Source organism: Planotetraspora sp. GP83 (genome assembly GCF_041262585.1).
In the GTDB taxonomy this organism is placed as follows: Bacteria; Actinomycetota; Actinomycetes; order Streptosporangiales; family Streptosporangiaceae; genus JAOEGB01.
Genome location: NZ_JBGCBZ010000005.1, coordinates 1 through 25,340 on the forward strand (window position 1 = coordinate 1; position 25,340 = coordinate 25,340).

A 25,340-nucleotide genomic window follows, 5' to 3' on the forward strand; every position below is an offset into this window, starting at 1 on the left:
CGCCTTGCTCGACACAAGTTGATCTACCAGAAGTCCCGTTCGCGTCCTCAAGGCCCTTGACTCAGCCGCAGACAGCCAAACGCAACGGCGTTGAGGCCATGAGACCTTCGTGATCACACAGCATGCGCGAAGTGCATGATCACGTGGGTTTGGGCGGGGTTACCAAGGCAAGGGGCCGTCGTCCCCGAGGAACGCCCCGGTGGGGCCGTCCGCGTCCAGGAGGGCCAGCCGTACGGCTATCGCGGCGCCCTGCTCCGCCGTCCGGAAGCCGGAGTGGGCGTTGAGGTCCGTGGCGCAGTATCCGGGATTGCACGCGTTGATCTTCATATCCGTGAACTCCTTGGCGTAGCACACGGTGACCATGTTGAGCGCGGTCTTGGACGACTGGTAGGCGATCCCGTTGAGCCCGTAGAAGGGGCTTTCGGGGTTGGAAGCCAGCTCCAGCGAGCCCAGCTCGCTCGACACGTTCACGATCCTGGCGGCGGGTGACCTGCGCAGCAGGGGCAGCATGGCGTTGGTCACCGCGATGACGCCGAAGACGTTCGTCTCGTAGACGGTCCGTGTCATGTCGAGCGGTGTCTGGCTCGGCGTCGAGCCGCCCTGCGCGATGCCGGCGTTGTTGACGAGGATGTCGAGCGTGCCGTACTCCTCCTCGATCCGCTTGGCGGCGGCCACCGACTCGGGCGAGGTCACGTCGATCTGGACGAACCGGGCGCCCAGGCGGGCGGCGGCCGGTTCGCCCGGTCCGCGGTCCGGGACCTGCGCGCGGCGGCGGGGCGGTATCCCGACGACAAGGGCATCAAGGACCTGGCCGCCGAGCTGCTGGCGTGCAGCCCCGCGTTCGCGGAGCTGTGGGCGTCCCACGACGTCGAGGTCCGCAGGGACCAGCGAAAGCGGCTCGTCCATCCCCTCGTCGGCCCGATAGACGTGGACTGCCAGGTGCTCCATGTGCCGGACCGCGACCAGCGGTTAGTGATCTACGCGCCGGTGCCGGGCTCGCGCTCGCAGGAGTCCCTCCGGAGGCTCAAGGCCCTCAGCGCCTATCGCTCACCGTCCGGTGGGTGACAGGGGATGCGGGCGGTCAGCGCGAAGCCTCCCTCCGGCGTCGGCCCTGAGGTGAGCCAGCCCCCGATGAGGTTGACCCGCTCCTTGAGGCCGACCAGCCCGTAACCCGACCCGATCCGGGGAGCGGCGGGGTACGGCCGGAGCCGCCCTTCGGCGCTGTTCACCACCGCGACCGTCACCACGTCGTCGCGGGCCTCGCAGGTGATCCGCACCTCGGACGCGGGAGCGTGCTTGCGCACGTTGTTGAGCCCTTCCTGGACCACCCGGTAGCAGGCGTGCGCGGCTTCCCTGGCGACCGTCCCCTCGGGGACGTCGAGATGGAGGCCGCACTTGAGGCCGGTCGCGTTGCCCTCCGCCACGAGCTGCGGGATCGCCTCCAGCCCTTCGGCGGAGGGGGGCATGTCCCTGCGGCGCAGCACCGTAAGCACCTCGCGGAGCTCCGTCAGCGCCCGCACGCCCTTGTCCTCGATGCTCCTGGCGAGCCGCCGGATCTCGCCCAGGTCCTGGGTGTCCTGGATGAGGCCCGCGTTGAGCACCATGACGGTGACGGCGTGCGTCACGGTGTCGTGCATCTCCCCCGCGATACGGCGGCGCTCCCGCGACGCGGCCTGCTCCTCGCGTTGCCACACCCCCGCCAGCGTCGTGCGGCACCCCCGCACCCATGTCCCGATCAGCGCGGGCAGGTAGACCAGCGTGACGGCGCGCACGGCGCTGAGGACGAGGAGGCGGTCCGGGCCCGGGTTCAGGTGATCGAGCACGATGTAGACCGCGGTCATGACGGCCGCGGTCAGCCGCCACCGGCGGGCGGTGTCCTCGGCCGTCATCGAGTAGGCGGCGACGGTGACCGCCACTCCCTGGCCGGTGAGGGCGAGACAGAGGAGCGAGGCGACGATCGAGGGCCATGCCGTGCGCCGCCGTACCAGCATGCTGAGGGCCGCGGCGACCGCGGACAGGACCGCGCCCCAGACAGCGACCCAGGGCGGCACGGGCCACCAGGAGAGAAGCCCGGAGAACGGCCGGCCCGTCAGCGCCGGCGGGATGGCATAGGCGAGCACGGCGCAGGCGAGCAGCGCGTCGACGATCACCGGCCGCTCGGCGAACCGGGCCCGCATCTCCCCCATGAGACCTAGTCTGTGGCTTTGACCTGGCACTTCTCGCACCGCCACGCCCATGCGCCCGCGCGTCGGTCCGAACACCCCGATCGCTTCGGCAGGATAGGGGGGTGAGCGAAAGCATGAGCCTCATCCGGCACCTCCCCACTGACTCCGAGCCCGACTCGCTGTTCGAGGCGTTCGTGGCCTGGAACTCCGAGCGGGGGCTCACGCTGTACCCGGCGCAGGAGGAGGCGCTGATCGAGGTCGTCTCCGGCAACAACGTCATCCTTTCGACGCCAACGGGCTCGGGGAAGAGCCTCGTCGCCGCCGGCGCGCACTTCGCGGCGCTGGCCAGAGATGAGGTGAGCTTCTACACCGCCCCCATCAAGGCCCTGGTGTCGGAGAAGTTCTTCGACCTGTGCTCGATCTTCGGCACGGAGAACGTCGGCATGATGACCGGCGACGCCTCGGTCAACTCGGACGCGCCGATCATCTGCTGCACCGCCGAGATCCTCGCCCAGATCGCCCTGCGGGACGGCGCGGACGCCGACGTCGGCACCGTGATCATGGACGAGTTCCACTTCTACGCCGAGCCCGACCGCGGGTGGGCGTGGCAGGTGCCGCTGCTGGAGCTACCGCAGGCCCAGTTCGTGCTGATGTCGGCGACGCTCGGCGACGTCGAGCGCTTCGAGAAGGACCTGACCCGCCGGACGGGCCGCCAGACGGCGGTGGTCAAGAACGCCGAGCGGCCGGTGCCGCTGATCTACTCCTACCGGGTGACGCCGCTGCACGAGACGCTGGAGGAGCTGCTGTCCACCCAGCAGGCGCCGGTCTACGTGGTCCACTTCACCCAGGCGGCCGCGATGGAGCGGGCCCAGGCTCTGATGAGCATCAATATGGCCTCCAAGGCCGAGAAGGAGGCCATCGCCTCCCTCATCGGGAACTTCCGGTTCACCACGCGGTTCGGCCGGGCCCTGTCCCGGCTCGTACGGCACGGCATCGGCGTCCACCACGCCGGGATGCTGCCAAAATACCGCCGCCTGGTGGAGCGGCTGGCCCAGGCGGGGCTGCTGAAGGTCATCTGCGGGACGGACACGCTCGGCGTCGGGGTCAACGTCCCGATCCGCACGGTGCTGTTCACGGCGCTGTCGAAGTTCGACGGCAACCGGGTGCGGCGGCTGCGCGCCCGGGAGTTCCACCAGATCGCGGGCCGGGCGGGGCGGGCGGGCTTCGACACGGTCGGCTACGTCGTCTGCCAGGCGCCCGACCACGTCATCGAGAACGAGCGGGCCCTGGCCAAGATCGGAGACGATCCCAAGAGGCGCCGCGGCTACGCCCGCAAGAAGCCGCCGGAGGGCTTCGTCGGCTGGAGCGAGGACACGTTCGAGAAGCTGCAGACGGCCGAGCCGGAGCCGCTGACCTCCCGGTTCAAGGTCAGCAACGCCATGCTTCTGTCGATCATCAACCGGCCCGGCGACTGCTTCCAGGCGATGAAGCGGCTGCTCACCGACAACCACGAGGACCGCAAGGCCCAGCGCCGGCACATCAGCCACGCGATCGCGATCTACCGGTCGCTGCTCGCCGGAGGGATCGTCGAGACACTCAAGGAGCCCGACGAGCACGGCCGCAGGGCGCGGCTGACCGTGGACCTCCAGGAGGACTTCGCGCTCAACCAGGCGCTGTCCACGTTCGCCCTCGCCACGTTCGAGCTGCTCAACCCGGAGTCCCCGACGTACGCGCTGGACATCGTCTCGATCGTCGAGTCGACGCTCGACGACCCCCGGCAGATCCTGCACGCCCAGCTCAACAAGGCGCGCGGCGAGGCCGTCGCGCAGATGAAGGCCGACGGGATCGAGTACGAGGAGCGGATGGAGCTTCTCGCCGAGGTGACGTACCCGATGCCGCTGGCCGATCTGCTGTTCGGGGCGTACGAGACCTACCGGCAGGGGCACCCGTGGGTCGGCGACCACGTCGTGAGCCCCAAGACCATCGTCCGCGACATGTACGAGCGGGCCATGACCTTCACCGAGTACATCCAGTTCTACGAGCTGGCCCGCTCTGAGGGCACGGTGCTGCGCTACCTGGCCGACGCGTACCGCACGCTGTCCAAGACGGTCCCCGAGCATCTCAAGAGCGACGACCTGATCGACCTCATCGAATGGCTCGGCGAGCTGGTCCGCCAGGTCGACTCCAGCCTGATCGACGAGTGGGAGAAGCTGGCCAACCCGTCCGAGGCCCTGGAGTCCCGCGACGAGCTGGAGACCCGCATCCGGCCGGTCACCGCCAATGCCCGCGCCTTCCGGGTGCTCGTCCGCAACGCGATGTTCCGCATGGTGGAGCTGGCCGCCCTCGACCGCGAGGAGGAGCTGGTCGAGCTCTACCCGGACGTGGACTGGGCCGCCGCCCTCGACGCGTACTACGACGAGCACGAGGAGATCGGCACCGGCCCCGCCGCCCGCGGCCCCGCGCTCCTGCTCATCGAGGAGGAGAAGGAGCTGTGGCGGGTCCGCCAGGTCATCGACGACCCGGCCGGCGACCACGACTGGGGGATCGGCGCCGAGGTCGACCTGGCCGCCTCCGACGAGGAGGGCACCGCCGTCCTCCACGTCACGGCCTTCAACCGTCTCTAGCCGCCGGAGGTCGGATCCTCCGCGTCGAGGGCGGCCATCTCGTCCGGGTCGTCCAGCCAGCCGTGCGGCAGGGCGACCTTCGAGCGCTCACCGCTCTTGCCGCGCGGGCCGTCGGCCTCGGCGGGCCACGGCTGGTCCTGGTCCAGCTCCGCGACACGCTCGCGGAGATCGGCCAGGCTCGTGACGGTGGTGAGGGCCCGCCGGGTCTCCGCGCCGATCACGAACCCCTTCAGGTACCACCCCACGTGCTTGCGGAAGTCGGCCAGGCCGTGCGGCTCGCTCCCGATGACCTCGCACAGCAGCTCGGCATGGCGGACCATCATCGCGCTCACCTCGCCCAGGGAGGGCCTGGTCCGCTCCGCCGTACCCTCGAAGGCCAGGTCCAGGTCGCGGAACAGCCAGGGACGGCCCAGGCATCCCCGGCCGATGACGACGCCGTCGCAGCCGGTCTCCGCGACCATGCGGAGCGCGTCGTCGGCGCTCCAGATGTCGCCGTTGCCGAGCACCGGGATCTCCGGCACGGCGTCCCTGAGCCGCTTGATCGCGTCCCAGTCGGCGGTGCCCCCGTAGTGCTGCATGGCCGTGCGCGCGTGCAGGGCGACGGCGGCGACGCCCTCCTCGACGGCGATCCGGCCCGCGTCCAGGTACGTCAAATGGTCGTCGTCGATGCCCTTGCGCATCTTCATCGTCACCGGCAGCGGCCCGGCGTTCCGGACGGTCTCCCGGAGGATCGCGCGCAGCAGGTTCCGCTTGTACGGCAGAGCCGACCCGCCGCCCCTCCTGGTGACCTTGGGCACCGGGCAGCCGAAGTTGAGGTCGATGTGGTCGGCCAGGTCCTCTTCGGCGATCATCCTGGCCGCCTTGCCGATGATGACGGGATCGACCCCGTAGAGCTGGATGCTCCGCGGCGTCTCCTCCACGCCGAAGCGGATCATCTGGAAGGTCAGCGGCACCCGCTCCACCAGCGCCCTGGAGGTGATCATCTCGGAGACGAACAGCCCGCCGCCCTGCTCCCGGCACAGCCTGCGGAAACCGATGTTGGTGATGCCCGCCATCGGCGCGAGCACCACAGGGGGCCAGACCTCGTACGTCCCGATTTTCACCTGCCCATTTTCGCCTGCCGCGGGGCATGAGCCGTACAAGATCATGGACGTGGGGCTTTTGTCCGGTTACTCTAGCGCTCGGGGAGGTAACCATGCTGCTGCGGCTGAGAATCGCCTTGCCGGACCGTCCAGGGTCGCTTGGCCAGGTCACCCGCGCGCTCGGGTCAGCCGGGGCGGACATCACCCAGGTCATCGTCCTCGACCGGGGCGACGGGCGGGCGCTGGACGACTTCACCGTCTACTGGCCGGACGCGGCTCCCCGGGAGTATCTCGTCCACGCCCTGGAGAGCGTCGAGGGCGTCCGGATCGACGGGATCTGGGCCACCAGGGAGGCACCCGGCACCTACCCCGAGCTGGAGATCCTCAAGTTCCTCACCACGGCGGGCGACCGCGCCCTCGCCACGCTCATCGACTCCATGCCGGTGCTGTTCAGCGCCGACTGGGCGGCCGCCGCGACCGAGAAGCTCCCCCGATCGGTGGTCTATTCGAGCTGGCGGGCGCCGGCCGACGTCCCGCTCCCCGACGACACGCCGGCCCGCCCGACCGCTGGGACGCTCCCGTCCGGCCTGCACGTGATCACCGCTCCGCTGCCCCCACTGGCGCTGTCGATCATGCTGGCGAGGGCCGAGGGCCCCGGCTTCCATCGCAACGAGGTGCACCGGCTCACCCGCATTCTGGAGATCTTCCTGATGCTGCCCGCGATCGAACGCGGGGCCGACCGGGCCTTCAGGAAGATGTCGGCCCAGCGGTTATGAGTACGCACTGGTGCCAAAAACCCGATACAGTGACGACGTCGCCGTGAGGCGGACGCGGAAGTGGCTCAGTGGTAGAGCATCACCTTGCCAAGGTGAGGGTCGCGGGTTCGAATCCCGTCTTCCGCTCCGAGAGGTCTGAGTGCCGGGGCCTCGCTCGGTGGAGTGGCCGAGAGGCGAGGCAGCGGCCTGCAAAGCCGCGTACACGGGTTCAAATCCCGTCTCCACCTCCAATGCGAAGATCGCCCCACGAGGAGATTTCCTCGTGGGGCGATGGTCTGTCTCGGGGTTCGATCCGGCGCTATAGCTGTCTCACTGTCACTGCTGCTGTTGCTGTTGCTGCTGCTGTCCTCCGCCTCCCTGCTGTTGCTGCTGTTGTTGTTGCTGCTGCCCGAAGCCCCCCTGCTGCTGTTGCTGCTGTTGCTGCTGCTGCTGTCGTTCTCGGCGTTCCAGCCGCTCCTCCAGGTGCCTGCGGTGACGGTGCCGGCCACCCAGCTGCTGCTGTTGCTGCTGCTGCTGTTGCATGTGCCGGCGGTGGTGATGCCGGTGATGTCGACGCCTGCAGTCTCCTCCTCGGCATGGTTGCAGCGGCGCCGCGCTGACTGAGTGCGCCATGGTGCCCGCACTGGCGGGCTGGACCGGCATGGTCACCGGAGCGACGAGGGCAGAGGCCACCATCGCGCCAGCGGCGAGAGCTTCCTTGAACATGCGAGATCACTCCGTATGGCGATGATCATGCCCTGGCGATGCCTGGGCTTACGGAGCGTCGGAACGAACGGTCCCCGGGATGACGCCTAATCGGCGTTCAGACCTACTCAACACGCTAGGTGCCGGGAAAAGGTGCGGTCACCCCAGGGAAGCAAAGCCTGAGTTCATGATTTTTGCCCCGCAACACGGGCGAGGGTCATGAGGGGCCGCCGTCACGGACCAGTGGTTCAAGTGGCGATAGAGTGAACACCGCGCCGCCGGGGCGCTGGGTCCGGGCGGCGGCTCGTTCCCACAGGAGGTCCCCATGGCTGACACCGAGCCGGAAACCGCGGCCGAGGCGGAGTCCCCAGTCGAGGCGGAAGCCACAGTCGAGGCGGAAGCCCCCGAGGACGAGCTGAAGCGCAAGTTCCGCGAGGCTCTGGACCGCAAGCGGCGCACGCAGGCCGAGGCGAACGCGGGCGGGCAGGGCAAGGGTTCCGCGAAGATCCACGGCGCACAGGGCGCGGCCGGCGGCCGCCGCTCGTTCCGCCGCAAGAGCGGCGGCTGACGCCGCACCCCGGGAGTCCGCGCGGGAAGACCTTCTCAACGAACTCCGCCGAGCGCACACTGGAAAGAGACATGGTGGGCGATTCTGGTGGAGTGACTCGTGCACGGTGACATACCTCCAGCGATGCCGGTGCTGTCACGCGGTAAGCACCGCAATTCCAGCAAGGGCGCGTGCTTCATGGAGTTCGCGTCGTACCTCGCGGGTGAACGGTGGAGCGACCACCCGTCGTGCACCCACCCGCTGCTGGCCGGGCTCGCACGCCTGGTCAACGACCACACCTCGGACGCGGCCCGGCCGCGCCTCGCCGAGCTCATCCCCTCGGTAATCGGGCTCACCGGCGACGACCCGCGGCTGGACGCCCGGATCGCCCTGCGCTGCGCGACGATGGCGCTGCCGGTCGTGGCGCACGAACGGCAGCTCGCCATGGCGGTGTCGATCCTCTCGGCCGAGCACGTGCTCGCCGAACTGGAGGGACGGCCTCCCGGCAGCCTGGAAGACCGCAGCCGCCGGGCGCTGGAGCAGGTGCCCGACGCGACGCGGTGGGCGTACGCGTTCCGGCGCGGCGTCCGGATCTCGGCCAAGGGCTTCCGCCGGTACGCCGCGCCGAACGCGGTGCAGCTCGCGGTCCGCGGGATCGCCCAGGCCTGCGTCGCCGACCCGGACCCGCTGCTGCGCGACCTGCTCGCGGAGACGATCGCCGACTGCTCGGCCCTGGTCCGCCCGCAGCCGGTCGACCCGGCCCGCTGGGCGGACGCCTGCCGCCTCACGATCCGCTGATCGTCCTTCTACGCCGCCGTGGCGCCGTCTCGTGTCACGGGACGGATGAGTACGGCGTGGCCGACCACGATCAGGCAGAAGACCCCGAGAAGGAAGCCCCAGCCGATGTCGCTCAGGTGGTGCATCCCCCGGTAGAGCCTCGCGAAGGGGACCGCGAGCGCCGCGCCGAGACCCAGCACCCACCAGAGGACGTTCAGAATCTTGTGGCGGTGCGTGTGAAGGGTCAGCACCAGCGCGACCCCGCAGTAGAACGCCACCGCGGCGCTCGTGTGCCCCGACGGATAGCTGGAGGTGGGGGGCGCCGGGTCGAGGTGCTTGACGTACGGCCGGGGCCGCTGGGCGAACACGGTCGCGAGCAGGAAGATCGCGGACTGGGCGCAGACGACCGCCACGAGGAACACCGACTCCCGCCAGCGGTGGAAGGCCAGCCGGAAGAGGATCACCAGCACGGCCGTCGCCGCGATGACGATGGGGGTGTCGGACAGCATCGACATGTAGTGCGTGACGTCGTTCCAGAACGGCGTGCGGTCCTGCGCGATCTCCCGGCTGACCGCCTCGTCCCCCGCGATGAACGCGCTGTGCGCCAGGACCTTGGTGATCAGCAGCCCGACGCCGAGCGTCACGACGGCCATCAGCGCGAGCGGCAGGAGGATCCGCCGGGCGACGTCGCCGGCGATCTCCCCCAACCCGGCGCGCCGCGCCGCGCCGCTCGCAGTCGCCTGATCAATATCGGTGGCCAAGTCGCCCTCCCATTTCCGGTTCGACGCCTTCCTTGTACGGTTCGACGGGCCGGCGGCCCAGATCCCTGCGCCATGTCTCGAACGCCGCGGCGGTGGCGGCGATGACGGCCACCGCGAGCGCCAGCCCGGCCACCACGTCGCTGACCCAGTGGACGCCCAGCGCGATCCGGCTGAATCCCACCGCCGCGGGGATCACGAGCGCCAGCACCCAGGCGACCACCCGTCCCCGGCCCCGCAGCATGGGAAGGGCGAGGAGCAGGAGGATCCCGGTGCCGAGCATCGCGTTCACCGTGTGTCCCGAGGGGAACGACGCGCCCGGCGCGATGGCCACGGGATCGGGCAGGTCGGGGCGGGCCCGGGCGACGACCACCTTCAGGCCGAGGCCGAGCAGGCCGCCCACGGTGATCGTGGTGGCCGCCCAGAGCGCCAGCTGGGTGGCCCTCCGGTACAGCAGCCAGGCGACCGCCACGCCCACGGCGATCCGCCAGGTGAGCGGTGCGAAGACATCGCTGATCAGCGCCATCGCGCGGGCGAAGCCGGGATGGGCGTAGGCATAGGAGTGCAGGGAGTGGGCGGCGCCCTGGTCGATCTTGTTGAGCGGCCCGAACGACGATTTCACGAGGACCAGCAGCAGCGTGAAGGGCACCACGATGAGCACGAGGGCGCCGGTCGCCACGGTGAGCCGCAGCCCAAGCTTGTGGTCGCGGTCGAGCCGCCTCAGGAACCAGCTCATCGGCGGCTCACCAGGGGCTGCCGCTCCTCCTGGGCCGAAGGACCGGGATCGGGAGTGGCCGGCTCGGTCTGACCCGCCCGGCAGGCCTCGAGCTGGGCCGAGAAGGACAGCCCCAGGAACAGGGCCACCGAGCTCAGGAACGACCACAGCAGGAGGGCCATGACGGCGGTGAGCGGGCCGTACGTCGCGCCGAAGGTGCCGCTGCTCTCGGTGTAGCGCGCGAGCAGCCAGGTGAACAGCATCCACAGCAGCACTCCGACCGTCGCGCCGACCGCGAGCCACGTGTGGCCCGGCTGCTTCCGGCGGGGGGACGAGCGGAACAGCACCGAGATCGACAGCACCGCGAGCAGGAAGCCGACCGGCCATCGCAGGAGCCCCCACGTCGCCGTGGCCGTGTGGCCCCAGCCGTACACCCTGGCGAAGGCCTCCCCGACGGCCCCGCCGCCGACCATGATGACGAACCCGACGCTCATGAAGACGCCCGCCGTCACGGCCATCAGCAGCGCCCTGCCGTACTTGCGCTTGAAGGGGCGGTCACGCTCGATGCCGTAGATCCGGTTCGCTCCGCGCTCGAACTGCGCCATGGCCGTCGTCAGCGACACGAGGGCGGTCAGGAGACCCAGCCACAGGGCGAGGCTCCCCCCGGCGCCCGCGCTGCGATGACTGCCGTCGAGTGTCTCCCTGATCACCTCCGACCCCGCGCCGGGAGTGAGGCGGCGCAAGGTGAGCTCCAGGACCCGCCCGATGTGCTCCTGATGGAGCACCGAGCTGAGACCCACGATCGCGATGGCACCGGGGATGATCGAGAGGCAAACCTGGAACGCCAGCGCCCGGGCGTTGCTCACCCCGTCGCCGTACCGGAACCGGACGAACGCGTCGCGGACGAGGCGCCACCCCCCGTAGCGCCTTATCGAGGCGTACGCGTCATCGGCCGACAACTCGTCGCCGCTCATGCTTGTGGTCTCCGGCACCTTCGTCGCGGTTCCCATGTCAGTCGTCACCTCGATCGTCTATAGGTGCCATCCGGTGCCCAGGGGGAGGCGCCGGCGGTCACAACGGCTTCTGGCGTGGGCACTCAGCTACCCCGTCGGACCGTCTTCGAACACCGGAACCAGAAAGCTGGAGTCCCTACGGTTCCGGAACGGGCCGGCCAGGAGACGACAAGGCGAGGGACCGGCCCCCGTGGAACCGGTCCCTCGATTTGTGTGAGCGGTCAGAGCACGGCGCAGCCGACACGGACCGGAACGCGGGCCGACCAGCGGCCGGAGAGGACGTCGTAAGCCTGGGCGTAGCCGTTCGCGGGCCGTCCGGGAGCCGTGCAGTCGAAGACGTCGGTCTTCTTGCCGAAGCTGCCCGCGGCGTACCCGGCGTGGGCCGAGGCGTTCACCGAGCCGCTCCAGTAGAGCCGTCCGGTGGTGTAGCGGATGTAGAGCTTGACCTGGCCGAAGTTGTAGTGGTCGCCGTTGAGCTTGAGCCGCGGGATGTCGTCGACCGAGGTGCTGGTGGACGTGCCGTCGCCGTTGTCGTGCGGCGGCACGGTGTACCGGGTGATCCACAGGCGGGCCAGGACCTTGCGGTCGGCGGCCTTGGCGTTGTCCGCCAGGGCCTGGCTGCGGACCGAGGGGAGGACGCAGACGTCGTCGCCCACGAACGCCTCACGCCAGACGTAGCCGTTCACGCAGGTGTGCGGGCCGAACGGGCCGGAGGTCCAGCGGCTGGCCTTGACGCTGTTGTCGGCGGCGGTCTGGTTCCGGGTGGCCGGGGTGACGCAGACGCGGTCGCTCGGGCGCGCCTCCCGCCAGACGTAGCCCTGAAGGCAGGTGTCGGGGCCGAAGTCCCCGGTGGTGGCGGTCGTGGCGGTGGTGGCGGAGGCCGGTGTGGCCATCAGCGTGGCGGGGACGGCGGCGGCCGCGGCGGCGATCGCGGTGACGGCCAGACCGAGGACGGTGCGCTTGATCGTGCGCTTCATCGTGGGCTCCTGAGTGCGAGTCGTTCCCGGCCTGGCCGTTGCCGTCCGGGGCTTGCGTCTCAGTGATAGGCCCGCCCGCCTGCACGTCTCTTGACCGCCGCTTACCCGCGTCCATGCAAGCCCGCTGCAAGCCGTTGGTCCGGCATTCCGCGTGATCATGCACACCTTCATCCGCACCTATGGTGAGCTGCGGACAGTAGGCTCGTGATCATGCAGACCCGTCACAGGTGCATGATCACGTACGGCGTTCGCACAGCTGGGGTGCGGTCACCAGGAATCCGTGCATGATCACGTGCGATGAAGGTCAGCCCCACCAGAAGGCGGCGGCGATCACGCAGTAGAGCACGATGAGCGTGGCGCCCTCCAGCCAGGTCGACTCGCCGTCGAGCACCACGAGGACCGCGACCAGCACGGCGATGATCAGAGCCGCGATCAGCAGCGGCGGGAGCACCAGGGTGAACGAGGCCCCGACGAGCGGCGACAGCAGCACCAGGGCCGGGGCGATGACCAGGGCGATCTGCAGGGGGCTCTGCAGGATCACGGAGAGCGCGTAGTCGGACTGGTTCTTCGCGGCGAACTGGATGCCGACGACGTTCTCGACCGCGTTGCCGGCGATGGCCACGATGACCAGGCCGGCGAACGCCTGCGAGATGCCGAGCGTGCCCATCGCGGGCTCCAGGGCGTGGACGAACCACTCGGACACGAAGGCGGCGCCGACACCGGTGACGGCGAGCATGCCGAGGGCGACTCCGAGCGGCCAGCTCGGCCCGTGGTGACCCGGCTCGGCCGAAGCGGCCACGGCCGGTTCGGCCGTGGGCGCGGCCTCGGCGGACTTCCTGCGGCGGATGGCCGCGGGCAAGGACGCCGCGAAGAGGCCGAGCAGCAAGATCGACACGATGATGGACAGCCCACGCTCGTGTCCGGCCGCCGGAGTGTGCAGTGCCGCCGTCAGCGCCGGGATGAGCAGCGCGAACACGGCGAGCACGAGCAGCATGGTGATCGTGCGAGCCGACTCGGCGCCGAACCGCTGCGGGCCGTTCTTGACCCCGCCGACCACGAACGCCAGTCCGAGGACGAGCAGCACGTTGGCCAGGATCGAGCCCACGATGGATGCGCTCGCCACCTCGTAGAGCCCGTCGCGGAGCGCGAACAAGACCACGAAGAGCTCGGGCAGGTTGCCCAGCGCGCTCTGCACCACGCCGGTGGCGCCCGCGCCCAGCCGGTCGCCCAGCGCCTCGACGCTACGGCCGACCAGGCTCGCCAGCAGTGCCAGGGCGATGCCGGAGAGCACGAACGGCAGGACCGTCCCCCCGCCGGCGAACCGGGTCACCCCCGCTCCGGCGCTGCCCAGCACACAGAGAACGATCAGCCGCCAGTCCGCTCGCGAGAATCCCACGACGCATGATCGTAGGGGTCACGACTTCCCAGGGAAAGCCCAGGGATTCTTCAGCTCTGGAGCCAGACGTATCCGGCGAAACGGCCGGTCCGCTGCTCCCGGCGGTAGGAGTAGAGGTCCGGCGACTCGATCGTGCAGCGGCCGTCGTGCCGGATGTCGGTCACTCCCGCCCGCCGCAGCTGGGCGGCGATCCCGGCCCTGATGTCGAGGGCGGGGGTGCCCTGCCGGGTCGTCGACCGGCTCTCAGGGACCCGGGCGGCGACCCTCTCCCGCAGGTCGCCGGGCACCTCGTAGCAGAGCCCGCAGGCGGCGGGGCCGATCACGGCCACCATTCGCGCGGGCTCGGCGCCCCGGGACGCCATGGCCTCGACCAGCGCCGGGACGACTCCCGCCTCGGTGCCCGGCCGCCCGGAATGCGCGCCTCCCACCAGTCCCGCCACAGGGTCCGCCACAAGGACCGGAGCGCAGTCGGCCACGAGGACCGCCAGCCCGAGGCCGGGCCGGTCGGTGAAGACGGCGTCGAGCGCGGGCGGTTCACCGGCGAACGGCTCGGTGACGTAGGCGACGTCCACGCCGTGGATCTGCCGCATGAAGACCACACTGTCGAGGCCCAGCTCGGCCGCCGTCTTCGCCCGGTTCTCCGCCACCGCCGCCGGGTCGTCCCCCACCGCACCACCCAGGTTGCGCGTGCCGTACGGCTCCGCGCTCACGCCACCGTGCCGGTCGGTGAAGGCCATGCGGACCCGCTCGATCGCAATCACCGGACCAGCGTACTAAGGGGATAGCGTGGCGGGCGGGCGAGACGAGGAGGCGGTCGGTGCGCGCGGTGGTGTACGAGGCGTTCGGCGCGGAGCCCGAGGTCCGCGGGGTGGCGGATCCCGTCGCCTCTCCGGACGGGGCGGTCATCAGGGTGGAGGCCACCGGCCTGTGCCGCAGCGACTGGCACGGCTGGATGGGCCACGACGCCGACATCCAAGTGTTCCCCCACGTGCCGGGACATGAGCTCTCCGGCGTCGTGGACTCCGTGGGCCCCGGCGTGACGGGGTGGCGGCCCGGCGATCGGGTGCTGGTGCCGTTCGTGTGCGCCTGCGGGCGATGCCGGGAGTGCGTCAAGGGTGACCACCAGGTGTGCGAGCGGCAGACGCAGCCGGGGTTCACCCACTGGGGGTCGTTCGCCGAGCGGGTCGCGATCGACCACGCCGACGTGAACCTCGTGCGCCTGCCGGACGGCATGGCGTTCGCCACGGCCGCGAGCCTCGGGTGCAGGTTCGCCACGGCCTTCCGCGCTGTGATCGCGCGTGGGCGGGTCAGGCCGGGAGACTGGCTGGCCGTGCACGGCTGCGGCGGTGTCGGCCTGTCGGCCGTCATGATCGCGGCTGCCGCGGGGGCCCGGGTGGTCGCGGTGGACGTCTCCCCCGGCGCGCTGGACCTCGCGAGGCGGTTCGGCGCGGCGGAGTGCGTCCAGGCCGGGCCGGACTCAGCGGATGCGGCGACCGTGATCCGTGAGATCACGGCGGGCGGCGCGCACGTCTCGGTCGACGCGCTGGGCAGTCCGGCGACGTGCGCGGCGTCGATCGAGAGCCTCCGCAGGAGGGGCCGCCACGTCCAGGTCGGGCTCCTTCCCGGCGGTACGGCCCTGCCGATGGGCCGGGTGATCGCCCACGAGCTGGAGGTCCTCGGCAGCCACGGCATGGCCGCCCACGCCTATCCTCCGATGCTGGAGATGATCGCCGCCGGGACGCTCCACCCGGACCTGCTCATCACCCGCACCATCCTCCTGGAGGAGGCGCCTGCCGCCCTGATGGCCCTCACCCGCGCCGGCAGCCCGGCGGGAGTCACCATGATCACACCTGACTAGAGGACCGCGGCGTAGAGCTCGTGGGTGCGCTCGGCGATGCGCTGCCAGGAGAAGTGATCGATCGCCCGGCGTCGTCCCGCCTTGCCCATCGCGGACGCCGTCGCGGGATCACCGAGCAGCGCGTTGACCCGATGGGCGATGCCTTCGGCGAATGCCTCGGGATCGTACGGCTCGCCGTCGGGGCCCTGTTCGATCGGCACGAGCAGGCCCGTGGAGCCGTCGGCCACGACCTCGGGGATGCCGCCGGTGGCGGTCGCCACGACAGCCGTCTCGCAGGCCATGGCCTCCAGGTTCACGATGCCCATCGGCTCGTACACCGACGGGCAGACGAAGACGGTGGCATGGGTGAGGATCTGGATGACCTCCGGCCTGGGCAGCATCTCGGAGATCCAGATGACCCCTTCGCGCGTGGCCGACAGCTCGCGGACCAGGCCGGTCACCTCCTCGGCGATCTCGGGGGTGTCGGGCGCGCCCGCGCACAGCACGAGCTGCGCGTCCGGGGCGAACGACCGGGCGGCGTGCAGGAGATGGACGAGCCCCTTCTGCCGGGTGATGCGCCCCACGAAGACGACGTACGGCGTGGCCGGGTCGATGCCGTGCCGCGCCAGCGCGGCGGCGCTCTCCGCGGGGGCGTACTCCTCCGTGTCGATGCCGTTGTGGATCACCCGCACCCGGTCGGGCGATATTTCGGGATATGCCGTCAGCACGTCGCGGCGCATGCCCTCGGACACCGCGATGATCGCGTCGGCCGACTGGAGCGCCGTCCGCTCCGCCCACGACGACAGCGTGTAGCCCCCGCCGAGCTGCTCGGCTTTCCACGGCCGAAGGGGCTCCAGGCTGTGGGTGGTGACCACGTGGGGCGTGCCGTACAGCATCTTGGCGACGTGCCCTGCGAAATTGGCGTACCAGGTGTGGCTGTGCACGACGTCCGCGCCCTCGCATCCGGCGGCCATCTCCAGGTCGACTCCCAGCACCTGAAGGGCGGCATTGGCGGTCTCCAGGCCGCCGGGCACGCGGTACGCCCGGACGCCGGTCTCGTCGCGTGGCGCGCCGAAGCACCGCACCCGCACGTCGGCAAGCCCGCGGAGCTCGCGCGCCAGATATTCGACATGGACTCCGGCTCCGCCGTACACCTCGGGCGGATACTCGCGGCTGAGCAGATCGACACGCATAGGAGGAGCTTAGGGTTGTTGTCGCCGCCCCGGGTGTTTGGCGGCGGTTTGGCGGGTTAAGGTCCTGCCTATGAAGGTCCTGGCGATCGTGCTCGCAGGTGGTGAGGGGAAGCGGCTGATGCCGCTGACCGCGGACCGGGCCAAGCCCGCTGTGCCGTTCGGAGGGATCTACCGGCTCATCGACTTCGTGCTGTCGAACCTCGCGAACGCCCATTACCTGCAGATCGTCGTGCTGACGCAGTACAAGAACCACAGCCTCGACCGGCACATCTCACGCACCTGGCGGCTGTCGGCGATGCTCGGCAACTACGTCACGCCGGTCCCGGCCCAGCAGCGGCTCGGGCCGCGCTGGTTCTCGGGTTCGGCCGACGCGCTGTTCCAGAACCTGAACCTGATCTACGACGAACTGCCCGACCATGTGATCGTCTTCGGCGCGGACCACATCTACCGGATGGACCCGCGGCAGATGGTCGACCAGCACATCGACTCGGGGGCGGACGTCACGGTCGCGGCGATCCGCCAGCCCCTGGGGCTGGCCGACCAGTTCGGCGTGATCGAGACCGACCCGTCCGGACGCCGGATCGTGGCCTTCCGCGAGAAGCCGAAGGACGCCGTCGGACTCCCCGACGCGCCGGACCAGATCTTCGCGTCGATGGGCAACTACGTCTTCAAGACCCAGGCGCTGATCGAGGCGCTGCGCGAGGACGCCCTCGACCCCAGCAGCAGGCACGACCTCGGCGGCAACATCATCCCGATGTTCGTCAAGGGCGGCGGGGCCGAGGTGTACGACTTCGCGCACAACGTCGTGCCGGGTTCGACGGAGCGCGACCGCGGCTACTGGCGCGACGTGGGAACGCTGGACGCCTACTACGACGCCCACATGGACCTCATCTCGGTCCACCCGGTGTTCAACCTCTACAACGACAGGTGGCCCATCTACACGGGGCACGACCCGCTGCCACCCGCCAAGTTCGTGCACAACGAGGGCGACCGGATCGGTCACGCCCTGGAGTCGCTGGTCTCGCCGGGCGTCATCGTCTCCGGTGGTACGGCCCTGCGGTCGATCCTCTCCCCCGGCGTCGTGCTGCACTCGCACTCGCACGTCGAGGACTCGGTCCTGATGGGCTGCGTCAAGGTCGGCAGGGGCGCGGTCGTGCGGCGGGCGATCATCGACAAGAACGTGGTCATCCCCGACGGCGCCCGGATCGGCTTCGACCCCGACTACGACCGGCAGCGCTTCGCGGTGACGAGAAGCGGCGTCGTCGTCATCGGGAAGAACGAGATCATCGACCGTTGATCCGCCACATCGGCTCAACCACCGTCCACTGGGCCTCCCAGACGCGGCGGGCGCGCCGCTGGTTGATCGTCCGGGTCACGACGACCACCATCGCCAGGAACGCGGCGGCGGCGAGCGGAAGGCCGGTTCCGACCGTCAGGGCGGAGACGATCGTGGTCTCCCGGTCCTGCGGGCGCTGGGTGAGCGCGCCGCGGTCGTCGATCCACACCGTCACGACGTCGCCCGCGCGCTTGGCCGCGACGGCCTCGATGGTGCCCGCCCGCTCGGTGCCGTCCGGGGCCCGCCATACGGCACGGGCGTGCCCCATGGCGGAGCCGGCCGCCGACAGCCGGGGCGCGGACACGTTCTCAGTGAGCGTGGCGCTCACCGGGTGACGGGCATGCGCCTGTCTGGCCTCGGCCTTGACGCCGTCGCCGTACGCCCGGATGCCCAGGACGACGCCCAGCACGACCGCGATAATGACGCCCAGCACCGAGACAAGCCGGACCACCGCCTCGACCCGGTCGCACCGGCGGCGAAGCGGATTTCTGTCAAGGCCGAGCCATCTGGCGAACCTGGCGAATGGATTCTGTGACATCACACACCTCACAGGGTCATTACCACTGCGAGTCCCGTTTATGCCTATTTTGCATCCCAAAAGAATCGGGGGGAACGCCCCTCCCCGAAAGCGCTGAGACCCTCGGCCAATTCGCCGCTCTCTCTTGCCTCCCGCTGCCACGCACGGAAGCCGTCCTCCCCCGCGCGACCGTCGATGATCTCCTTGGCGGCGGTCAGCGTGAGGCGGGACCGGAGGGCCAGCGTGGCCGCGAAGCCGTACACCCGGTCGCGCAGCCTTTCCGGCGGGAGCACCTCGTCGACCAGGCCCGTCCGTAATGCGTGACCTGCGTCGACGAGCTCGGCGGAGAAGATCAGATACTTGGCGGCGGCGGGGCCGGCGATCTCCACGAGCCGCCGCGTGGAGCTGATCGGATAGACGATTCCGAGCTTGGCCGGGGTGATGCCGAAGCGGGCCGCCGACGAGGCGAAGCGGAGATCGCAGGCGAGGGCGAGCTGGCATCCGCCGCCGACGCAGTAGCCCTCGATCGACGCGATGGCGGGTTTCGGAAACTCGATCAGCGCACGCTCGGCGGCGACCGTCAGCCCGGTGTCGTCACCGTTATCACTAAGCGCCGCTATTTCCGAAATATCGGCGCCAGCGGAGAAAGTCCCGCCCGCTCCGGTCAAGACCAGGACACGGACGGCCCGGTTCGCGGCCAAGTCCGCGACCACGCCCGGAATCGCCCGCCACATCGCGGCCGTCATGGCGTTCCGCTTCTCGGGACGGTTGAGGGTGAGCGTCGCGACGTGCTCGTCGATGGCCAGTTCCAACCCGTCGGTAACTTTCATCCCTCGATTGTCCGGCTTACGGGTAAGGCGTCCCCGGCGGGGGCCACGGTCCGATGTTCTAATCTTTGCCGGGTGTTCGGGATCCTCCGGCCGTGCGCCCACTCCTGTCCTGCCGTCCACGAGGCGTGGCGGGCCCACCTCTGCGGGCTGTGCCTCACGCTGCGCGACCGGCACGGACAGCTCGCCAGGACGGCGACCAACTACGACGGGCTCGTCCTGTCCGTCCTCGCCGAGGCGCAGAGCCCGCGCCGGTCCGAGCGCCGTAAGGCGGGGCCCTGCCCGCTGCGCGGCTTCAAGACCGCCGAGGTGGTGTCCTCGGAGGGCGCCCAGCTGGCGGCGGTCGTGTCGCTGGCGCTGGCCGCCGGGAAGATCAGCGACCACGCGGCCGACGGGGACGGGCTGGCCGGCCGCCGCGTCTCCGGAGCGCCGCTCCGGCGCGTCGCCGCCTCCTGGACGTCCGCGGCGGAGCGGGGAGCGCGCTCCATCGGGTTCGACGCGGCCGTGCTGACCGCCGCCGCCGGCCGCCAGGCCGTGCTGGAGGCCACTCCCGGCCTCTCGCTGCTCGAACTGACCGAGCCGACCGAGGCGGCGGCCGCGGCCGCCTTCGCCCATACCGCGACGCTGGCCGGCGTGCCCCGCAACAACGAGAACCTGCGCGAGGCGGGCCGCTATTTCGGGCGGATCGCGCACCTCCTCGATGCGGTGGAGGACCTGGAGGACGACCGGGCGCGCGGGGCCTACAACCCGCTGGTGGCGACCGGCACGTCGCCGGAGGAGGCCCGGCGGCTCTGCGACGAGGCGCTGCACGGCCTGGAGCTGGCCGTGCGCGACCTGGAGCTGGCGGAGCGGCACCTCGTGGAGGCGCTGCTCCGGGACGAGGCGCGGCGGGCCGTCCGCCGCGCGTTCGCCGAGCACGCCGCCCCGCCGGGGGCGGCCGAGAAGGTCCTGGCGGGCGTGGCGACGTTCTTCACGTGCGGGGTCTACCGGCCGCCGTGGAGCAGGCACCGGGACCAACCGTGGGGCGAGCGCTGCTACCTCGACGGGTGCGACTGCCCCGACTGCGGCTGTGACGCCGGGTGCTGCGACTGCTGTTCCGGCGACTGCTGTTCCGGCGACTGCTGTTCCTGTGACGGCTGTTCCTGTGACTGCGACTGCGGATGCTGCGATTGCGGCTCATGATCCGGCGTGACGGCGTTAGGCTCCCACGCGAAGGAGGCATCCCTGTGCGCCGACACGCGATCACCACCGTCCTGGGCCTGACATCCGCCTGTCTGACGACCGTGTGCCTGATCACCGCCTGCGGGAGCGGCGGCGACTCGGACAATCCCCGGCCCACCGCGCCGGGCAACGTGCCGAGCGGTTTCAAGCAGATCGGCGGCGCGCTGAACGGCGTGCTCATCTCCGTGCCGACGAGCTGGACGGCCGTCGACCTCGCCAAGGACGACATCGAGAAGGGCCTGGAGAACAGCGGCCTCACCGGCTCCGCCCTGGAACAGGCGAAGGGCAGTCTCAGGGCCCTCGCCGCCAACAAGGCGGTGTACGCGATGGACCCGGAGTCGGCGAAGGAGTCGAGTAACCAGTTCTCCACCAACCTCAACGGGTTCTGCCAGGCCAGCGTCGGGGCGTCGGCGCAGGCGCTGATCGACGTCGCGAAGTCTCAGCTGGAGTCGGTGCACGCGAAGGTGTCCGAGGCGGCCGAGGTGCCGCTGAACGGGGCCAAGGGCGTCCGGATCAAATACTCGTTGCCGATGAAACAGGCGAAGGTGCAGGGCACGCAGTTCTACGTGCCCTCCGGCAACGGCAAGACATGCATCGTCACGCTGAGCACGGACCTTCCCGGTAAGAACCCGCTTTTCGACCAGATCGGCGGGACCATCCGCCCGATCTGACGCTAAGGTCCTGCCGTGGGAAGATCACGGCCTTTCTGGCGCCTCAACCCGGCTGAGCGGAAGGTGTGGGAGGCCTACCCGCTGGGGGCGTGGGTCGACCTGCGGGACAGCCGGCACCGGGTGGTCCGGTCCGAGGTGATCGCCGCGCTGCTGCTGGGCGTGCGCGAGGAGGCGCCCGGCCACGTGCCCGGCATCCGCCTCGCCGGTGCCCGCGTGGCCGGAGATCTGGACCTGTCCGACGCCGTGATCACCCATAAGCTCCACCTGCTCGGCTGCGACCTGCCCGGCATCGTCTCGCTCAACGACGCGCGCACGAAGGGCGTCCGCCTGCGCGACTGCGACATCTACCGGTTCCGGGCCGGCCGGGCCACGATCGACGGCCTGCTCGACCTCGACGGGTCCACGGTCCGCGCGGGGCTCCGGCTGGACAACGCCCACGTCACCGGCCAGCTCCGGCTCTCCCGCACCAGGATCAGCCCGCTGGCGGAGCCCTCGAACAGGTCCGGGACCGACCTGCCCGGCCGGGCCAGGCCGTACGGGCCGGACGAGCCCGGCGAGCCGGGAGTGCGGGGCTTCTTCGCGATCTGGGCGGGCGGGCTGACGGTGGACGGTGGCGCGTTCCTGCGCGGCATGCACAGCACGGGCGGGGTGAGGTTCGTCGGCGCCCGATTCAACAGCGGGATCTACCTCCAGAAAGCGGTCATCACGGCCGCCGGGTCGCATGCCGTACACGCCGATCACGTGCAGGCCACGGCCGCCGAGTTCAGCGGGGGCTTCACCGCGACCGGGACGGTGCGGCTGCGCGGCGCCCGGATCGAGGGGGTCCTCTCCTTCCACCACGCCGAGCTGAAGGCCTCCGGCCGGGCGCTGCACCTCAGCCACATGCAGGTCGACGAGCTCATCCTCCTCCCGGATTCCATCGAGGGGGAGGTCAATCTCGGCTACTCGCGCATCGGCGTCCTCTTCGACGAGCCCGACCGCTACCCGGAGCACGTGCACCTCAACGGGATGACCTACGAGTCGCTGCGCGGGCCCGCGGCCACGGCCGCCCGGCTGCGCTGGGTGCGCCGCGACCCGGACGGCTACCGTCCCCAGCCGTACGAGCAGCTCGCGGCCTACTACCGGCGGATCGGGCACGAGTCGGACGCGCGGAAGGTGCTTCTGGCGAAGCAGCGGGCGCGTCGGCGGACGTTGAAGCCTCCCGGGCGGCTGTGGGGCCGGCTGCTCGACGTCGTCGTCGGGTACGGCTACCGCCCCTGGCTGGCCGGGCTCTGGGTGAGCCTGCTGCTGGCCGCCGGGACCGGCGTCTTCTCGCATTGGAAGCCCCACCAGATCGGGCTCGACGAGACGCGGCACTTCAACGCCTTCACCTACACGCTGGACCTGCTCGTGCCGGTGAGCGTGTTCGAGCAGCGCGCCGCCTGGGAGCCCGTCGGCTGGACCCAGTGGCTCGCCAACGGGCTCATCGCCGCCGGGTGGATCCTCGCGACGGCCCTCATCGCGGGCGGCACCCGGGTCCTGCGGCCCGCCAGCTCGTCATGAGAACGCCGCGAAACGCAGACCTGACATGCTCCGCGGGAGCGACCGGTCACGTCAGGCCCCTGGTTCGAGCTCCTGTCGGATGGCCTGCCCCGCCGCGCGGTGCTCGGCGGCGGCAGCCGGGTCCGTCTCGTCGAGCACGGCCGCGATCCCCTCGTGGGCCAGTGCCTCCTTGTGCCGGTAGCCCACCTTCGGGGCCAGCTCGAGTGCCTGACGGTGCAAGCGCAAGGCCTCGTCGGGCAGGCCGGCCAGTCGGCAGGTCTCGCCGTAACCGTTGAGGAAGTGAATCTTCCAGTGTTCCTCGAACAGCTCATCCAGGAGTGTGAACGCCTGTCGGTGGCTGGCCAGCGCCTCCTCGTAGTGGCCCATCTGGCGCAGGGCGACGCCCAGGCAGTTGAGACACCACGCCTCGTTGTGTTTGTGGCCGTCCTCGCGGGCGAGTTCCAGGGCTTGGTGCAGGTGCTCTGCGGCCTCGTCGGATCGCTCGTGGGCGATGGCCATGCCAAGGGTGATCCGAGCCGTCAGTGCGGCCGGCCATGCGGGGTCGGCGTGCGCGATGTCCAGCACCTCGCGGGCCAGCCGCGCCGCCTCCTCGCGGTGTCCCAGTTGCAGCATCGCCCAAGCCTCGTAGGCGGTCGCATGGGCCGCGCCCATCGGGCAGCCGGCGTCCGCGTACAGCTTCCCCGCCAGCCGGAAGAGGTCGAGTGGCTCCTCGACATAGCCCTCGTCCCACCTCAGGTAGCCACGGCGCATGATCAGATCTGCCTCGGAGCGGGTGTCCCCGGCCTGGGATACCAGTGGGGCCGCCGCCTCGTACGCGGCGCCGGCCTCCGCCATCCGGCCCGCGTTGTAGCGGGCGAAGCCCAGGTCGCTGTGCGCCTCGGCCAGTTGCCGCGGATCGCCCAGGCGCTGGGCGGCCGCCAGCGATCGCTCGAAGAGGACGTTGAGGTGCGTCGTGCCGCAGCGCCGCGCGAAGAACGCCCGCATGAATCGCGGCAGCTCGCACGCGTGCGCGTCGGCTCCGGTGGCGACCGCCACCTCGAAGGCGCCCATCAGGTTCGTGTACTCCGTGACGAACCAGCCGAGGGCCGCATGCTTGTCGGTGAACTGCGGCAGCTCGGCCGGGGGCCGGCCCGCGGACGCCGCGCGGCTGCCGGACACGTGCGGCATCGCGGCGTCGGCGGCGGCCGCCGCGTGCACGTAATAGTCGAGCACCCGGCCCAGCGCCTGCTCCCGCTCCGCCGGAGAATCCTGCTCCGCGGCGGCTCGACGCGCGTGCTGGTGCACCAGGTCGTGCAGCGTGTAGCGACCAGCCGACGGCTGCTCGACGAGGTGCGCGTCGAGCAGGTCCTCCAGCATCGCCCGGGCGCTGCGCAGCGGCACGTCCGCCAGTGCCGCCGCCACGTACTCGTCGAAGGACGACCCGGACAGCAGGCCCAGCAACCGGAACAACCGGCGCTCGGCCCGGTCCAGCTGCCGTACGGACATGGCGAACGCGGTGTCGAACTCGCTCGCGCCCTCCGCCATACGCTCGACGAGGATGCCTACGGTCCAGCCCGGCCGGTGCCGCAACCGGGCCCCGGCCAGCCGCAGGGCCAGCGGCAGATGGCCGCACAACCGCAGCACCTCGGCCGCGGACTCCGGGTCGCGGGCCAGCCGGCCGTCGGGGCCGCTGGGATCGCCGCTGGCGCGGGCCAGCAGCTCCGCACTCTCCTCCGGGGTCAGCACGTCCAGCGACACCGGGGGCACCTCCTCCAGGCCCAGCAACCGGTTGCGGCTGGTGATCAGGGCGACGGAGGGGCCTGCGCCGGGCAGCAGCAGGCGGACCTGGTCAGCGCCGGCGGCATTGTCGAGGACCACGACGGCCCGCCGGCCGGCCAGTTCCGACCGCCAGCAGGCGGCCAGCGGCTCGACACCACCCTCCTGTGGGACCTTTTCTGACGGGACGTCGAGCGCGGCGAGCAATGCCCGCAGCGCGGGATCGGGATCGAGCGGTTCCCGCCCGTCGGTGAACCCGTGCAGGTCCAGATAGAGCTGGGCGTCCGGGTATTCGGCGGCGAGCCGGTGCGCGGCGTGCACCGCCAGACAGGTCTTGCCGACGCCCGCCATGCCGTCGACGGCGACCACCCGGCTGCTGTCCACCGCGGCGAGGACGGCGGCGAGCTGGGCCTCACGTCCAGTGAAGTCGGGCACGTCGCGCGGCAGATCGTTGCGGGGTGGGCGTGAGGCGCCGGCGGGCGGCGACGGGGGCTGAACCTGACGGCTCGTCTTCGGGGGCGCCGGCAGGGGGTTCGTTGCCCGTTCCCACAGGGGGTGCAGCGGGCGGGGGTCACGCTTGACGAGGCGGCAGAGTTCGATCACCACGGGCCAGGGCGGCACCGACTGGCCGCTGAGGTAGCGCGACAGCGACGACGAGCTGAGGCCCGTGTCCCGCGCGAGGGCCCGCACGCCGCGCCCGGACAGCTCCTGGAGCAGGCGCAGCCGGGCGGCCAGTTCGTCTTGGGGGTCCGCCTTCGCCGTCCGCTGTCGCACAACCACCGTGTCCTGCCTCTCTGTCCCGTCGCTGAAGAAACTTACCGGGACGAATCGCCGCAGGCCAAAGCCGTTTCAACTGTCCCACGGTGTCCCACCGCCGTCGTCATGGCACGCCCGTCCGGCTGTTATGGAGTCACGCCCCGAGGGACG

At 70.7% G+C, this 25,340-nt stretch carries 24 protein-coding genes and 2 tRNA genes; 13 read left to right on the forward strand and 13 right to left on the reverse strand.

The window, feature by feature from the left end; genetic code table 11:
• Nucleotides 1-159: 159 nt before the first annotated feature.
• Complete coding sequence (locus ABH927_RS08635; RefSeq protein ID WP_370020213.1) at nt 160-864, reverse strand: SDR family NAD(P)-dependent oxidoreductase; 705 nt, start codon at nt 862-864, stop codon at nt 160-162.
• Here ABH927_RS08635 and ABH927_RS08640 point away from each other — a divergent pair.
• Complete coding sequence (locus ABH927_RS08640) at nt 760-1,065, forward strand: hypothetical protein (RefSeq protein ID WP_370020215.1); 306 nt, start codon at nt 760-762, stop codon at nt 1,063-1,065. The two genes, ABH927_RS08635 and ABH927_RS08640, sit on opposite strands and share 105 nt — an antisense overlap.
• Here the strand turns inward: ABH927_RS08640 and ABH927_RS08645 are convergent.
• A complete protein-coding gene (locus tag ABH927_RS08645; RefSeq protein WP_370019695.1) occupies nt 1,041-2,186 on the reverse strand; it encodes a sensor histidine kinase in 1,146 nt (381 codons plus the stop codon). The two genes, ABH927_RS08640 and ABH927_RS08645, sit on opposite strands and share 25 nt — an antisense overlap.
• Nucleotides 2,187-2,299: 113 nt before the next feature.
• Between ABH927_RS08645 and ABH927_RS08650 the strand changes: the two genes are divergently transcribed.
• Entirely contained in the window at nt 2,300-4,789 is a 2,490-nt protein-coding gene (locus tag ABH927_RS08650; protein WP_370020216.1) for a DEAD/DEAH box helicase, read from the forward strand.
• Here ABH927_RS08650 and dusB read toward each other — a convergent pair.
• Nucleotides 4,786-5,892: a tRNA dihydrouridine synthase DusB gene (dusB, locus tag ABH927_RS08655; protein ID WP_370019696.1), complete on the reverse strand. Its 1,107-nt coding sequence runs from the start codon at nt 5,890-5,892 to the stop codon at nt 4,786-4,788. The genes ABH927_RS08650 and dusB overlap by 4 nt on opposite strands.
• Nucleotides 5,893-5,984: 92 nt before the next feature.
• On the opposite strand from dusB, the gene ABH927_RS08660 reads away from it, so the two are divergent.
• From ABH927_RS08660 to ABH927_RS08685, 6 genes are all read left to right on the forward strand, one after another.
• Nucleotides 5,985-6,647, forward strand: coding sequence for an amino acid-binding protein (locus tag ABH927_RS08660; protein WP_370019697.1), 663 nt, complete (start codon nt 5,985-5,987; stop codon nt 6,645-6,647).
• A 54-nt stretch (nt 6,648-6,701) separates the two neighbouring features.
• Nucleotides 6,702-6,773, forward strand: a tRNA-Gly gene (locus ABH927_RS08665).
• Nucleotides 6,774-6,803: 30 nt separating this feature from the next.
• Nucleotides 6,804-6,877 (forward strand) — tRNA-Cys (locus ABH927_RS08670).
• A gap of 97 nt (nt 6,878-6,974) precedes the next feature.
• Complete coding sequence (locus tag ABH927_RS08675) at nt 6,975-7,250, forward strand: hypothetical protein (protein ID WP_370019698.1); 276 nt, start codon at nt 6,975-6,977, stop codon at nt 7,248-7,250.
• A gap of 406 nt (nt 7,251-7,656) precedes the next feature.
• Nucleotides 7,657-7,899: a DUF5302 domain-containing protein gene (locus ABH927_RS08680; RefSeq protein WP_370019700.1), complete on the forward strand. Its 243-nt coding sequence runs from the start codon at nt 7,657-7,659 to the stop codon at nt 7,897-7,899.
• Between the two features lie 123 nt (nt 7,900-8,022).
• Complete coding sequence (locus tag ABH927_RS08685; RefSeq protein WP_370019701.1) at nt 8,023-8,676, forward strand: hypothetical protein; 654 nt, start codon at nt 8,023-8,025, stop codon at nt 8,674-8,676.
• An 8-nt stretch (nt 8,677-8,684) separates the two neighbouring features.
• On the opposite strand, the gene ABH927_RS08690 is transcribed toward ABH927_RS08685, so the two are convergent.
• From ABH927_RS08690 to pgeF, 6 genes are all read right to left on the reverse strand, one after another.
• The gene (locus tag ABH927_RS08690) at nt 8,685-9,416 is read right to left on the reverse strand and encodes a phosphatase PAP2 family protein (RefSeq protein WP_370019703.1); all 732 of its coding nucleotides are present in this window, start codon (nt 9,414-9,416) and stop codon (nt 8,685-8,687) included.
• On the reverse strand, nt 9,400-10,149 hold the full coding sequence (locus ABH927_RS08695) for a phosphatase PAP2 family protein (RefSeq protein ID WP_370019704.1): 750 nt from the start codon (nt 10,147-10,149) through the stop codon (nt 9,400-9,402). Before ABH927_RS08695 ends, ABH927_RS08690 begins: the two co-directional genes overlap by 17 nt.
• The gene (locus ABH927_RS08700) at nt 10,146-11,138 is read right to left on the reverse strand and encodes a YihY/virulence factor BrkB family protein (protein ID WP_370019705.1); all 993 of its coding nucleotides are present in this window, start codon (nt 11,136-11,138) and stop codon (nt 10,146-10,148) included. Before ABH927_RS08700 ends, ABH927_RS08695 begins: the two co-directional genes overlap by 4 nt.
• 224 nt (nt 11,139-11,362) lie before the next feature.
• A complete protein-coding gene (locus tag ABH927_RS08705) occupies nt 11,363-12,118 on the reverse strand; it encodes a hypothetical protein (protein ID WP_370019707.1) in 756 nt (251 codons plus the stop codon).
• A 304-nt stretch (nt 12,119-12,422) separates the two neighbouring features.
• The gene (cax, locus tag ABH927_RS08710; RefSeq protein WP_370019708.1) at nt 12,423-13,514 is read right to left on the reverse strand and encodes a calcium/proton exchanger; all 1,092 of its coding nucleotides are present in this window, start codon (nt 13,512-13,514) and stop codon (nt 12,423-12,425) included.
• 50 nt (nt 13,515-13,564) lie between these two features.
• Entirely contained in the window at nt 13,565-14,251 is a 687-nt protein-coding gene (gene pgeF, locus ABH927_RS08715; RefSeq protein ID WP_370020218.1) for a peptidoglycan editing factor PgeF, read from the reverse strand.
• Between the two features lie 80 nt (nt 14,252-14,331).
• Here pgeF and ABH927_RS08720 point away from each other — a divergent pair, with 80 nt between their 5' ends.
• Entirely contained in the window at nt 14,332-15,372 is a 1,041-nt protein-coding gene (locus ABH927_RS08720; protein WP_370019710.1) for a zinc-dependent alcohol dehydrogenase family protein, read from the forward strand.
• On the opposite strand, the gene glgA is transcribed toward ABH927_RS08720, so the two are convergent.
• A complete protein-coding gene (gene glgA, locus ABH927_RS08725; RefSeq protein WP_370019711.1) occupies nt 15,369-16,544 on the reverse strand; it encodes a glycogen synthase in 1,176 nt (391 codons plus the stop codon). The two genes, ABH927_RS08720 and glgA, sit on opposite strands and share 4 nt — an antisense overlap.
• A 37-nt stretch (nt 16,545-16,581) precedes the next feature.
• On the opposite strand from glgA, the gene glgC reads away from it, so the two are divergent.
• On the forward strand, nt 16,582-17,841 hold the full coding sequence (gene glgC, locus ABH927_RS08730; protein WP_370019713.1) for a glucose-1-phosphate adenylyltransferase: 1,260 nt from the start codon (nt 16,582-16,584) through the stop codon (nt 17,839-17,841).
• On the opposite strand, the gene ABH927_RS08735 is transcribed toward glgC, so the two are convergent.
• Together ABH927_RS08735 and ABH927_RS08740 are read right to left on the reverse strand one after the other, a co-directional pair.
• Complete coding sequence (locus ABH927_RS08735) at nt 17,828-18,418, reverse strand: hypothetical protein (RefSeq protein WP_370019715.1); 591 nt, start codon at nt 18,416-18,418, stop codon at nt 17,828-17,830. The genes glgC and ABH927_RS08735 overlap by 14 nt on opposite strands.
• Before the next feature lie 44 nt (nt 18,419-18,462).
• Nucleotides 18,463-19,227 (reverse strand): enoyl-CoA hydratase/isomerase family protein, encoded by a 765-nt coding sequence (locus ABH927_RS08740; protein ID WP_370019717.1) that lies wholly within the window; start codon nt 19,225-19,227, stop codon nt 18,463-18,465.
• Nucleotides 19,228-19,299: 72 nt separating this feature from the next.
• On the opposite strand from ABH927_RS08740, the gene ABH927_RS08745 reads away from it, so the two are divergent.
• The 3 genes from ABH927_RS08745 to ABH927_RS08755 are packed head-to-tail and all read left to right on the forward strand — an operon-like array spanning nt 19,300 to nt 22,658.
• A complete protein-coding gene (locus ABH927_RS08745) occupies nt 19,300-20,406 on the forward strand; it encodes a DUF5685 family protein (RefSeq protein ID WP_370019719.1) in 1,107 nt (368 codons plus the stop codon).
• 44 nt (nt 20,407-20,450) lie between these two features.
• Entirely contained in the window at nt 20,451-21,116 is a 666-nt protein-coding gene (locus ABH927_RS08750) for a hypothetical protein (RefSeq protein WP_370019720.1), read from the forward strand.
• A 15-nt stretch (nt 21,117-21,131) separates the two neighbouring features.
• Nucleotides 21,132-22,658, forward strand: coding sequence for a hypothetical protein (locus ABH927_RS08755; RefSeq protein WP_370019721.1), 1,527 nt, complete (start codon nt 21,132-21,134; stop codon nt 22,656-22,658).
• Nucleotides 22,659-22,709: 51 nt separating this feature from the next.
• On the opposite strand, the gene ABH927_RS08760 is transcribed toward ABH927_RS08755, so the two are convergent.
• Nucleotides 22,710-25,187, reverse strand: a complete 2,478-nt coding sequence (locus ABH927_RS08760; RefSeq protein ID WP_370019723.1) for a tetratricopeptide repeat protein — start codon at nt 25,185-25,187, stop codon at nt 22,710-22,712.
• Nucleotides 25,188-25,340: the final 153 nt, after the last annotated feature.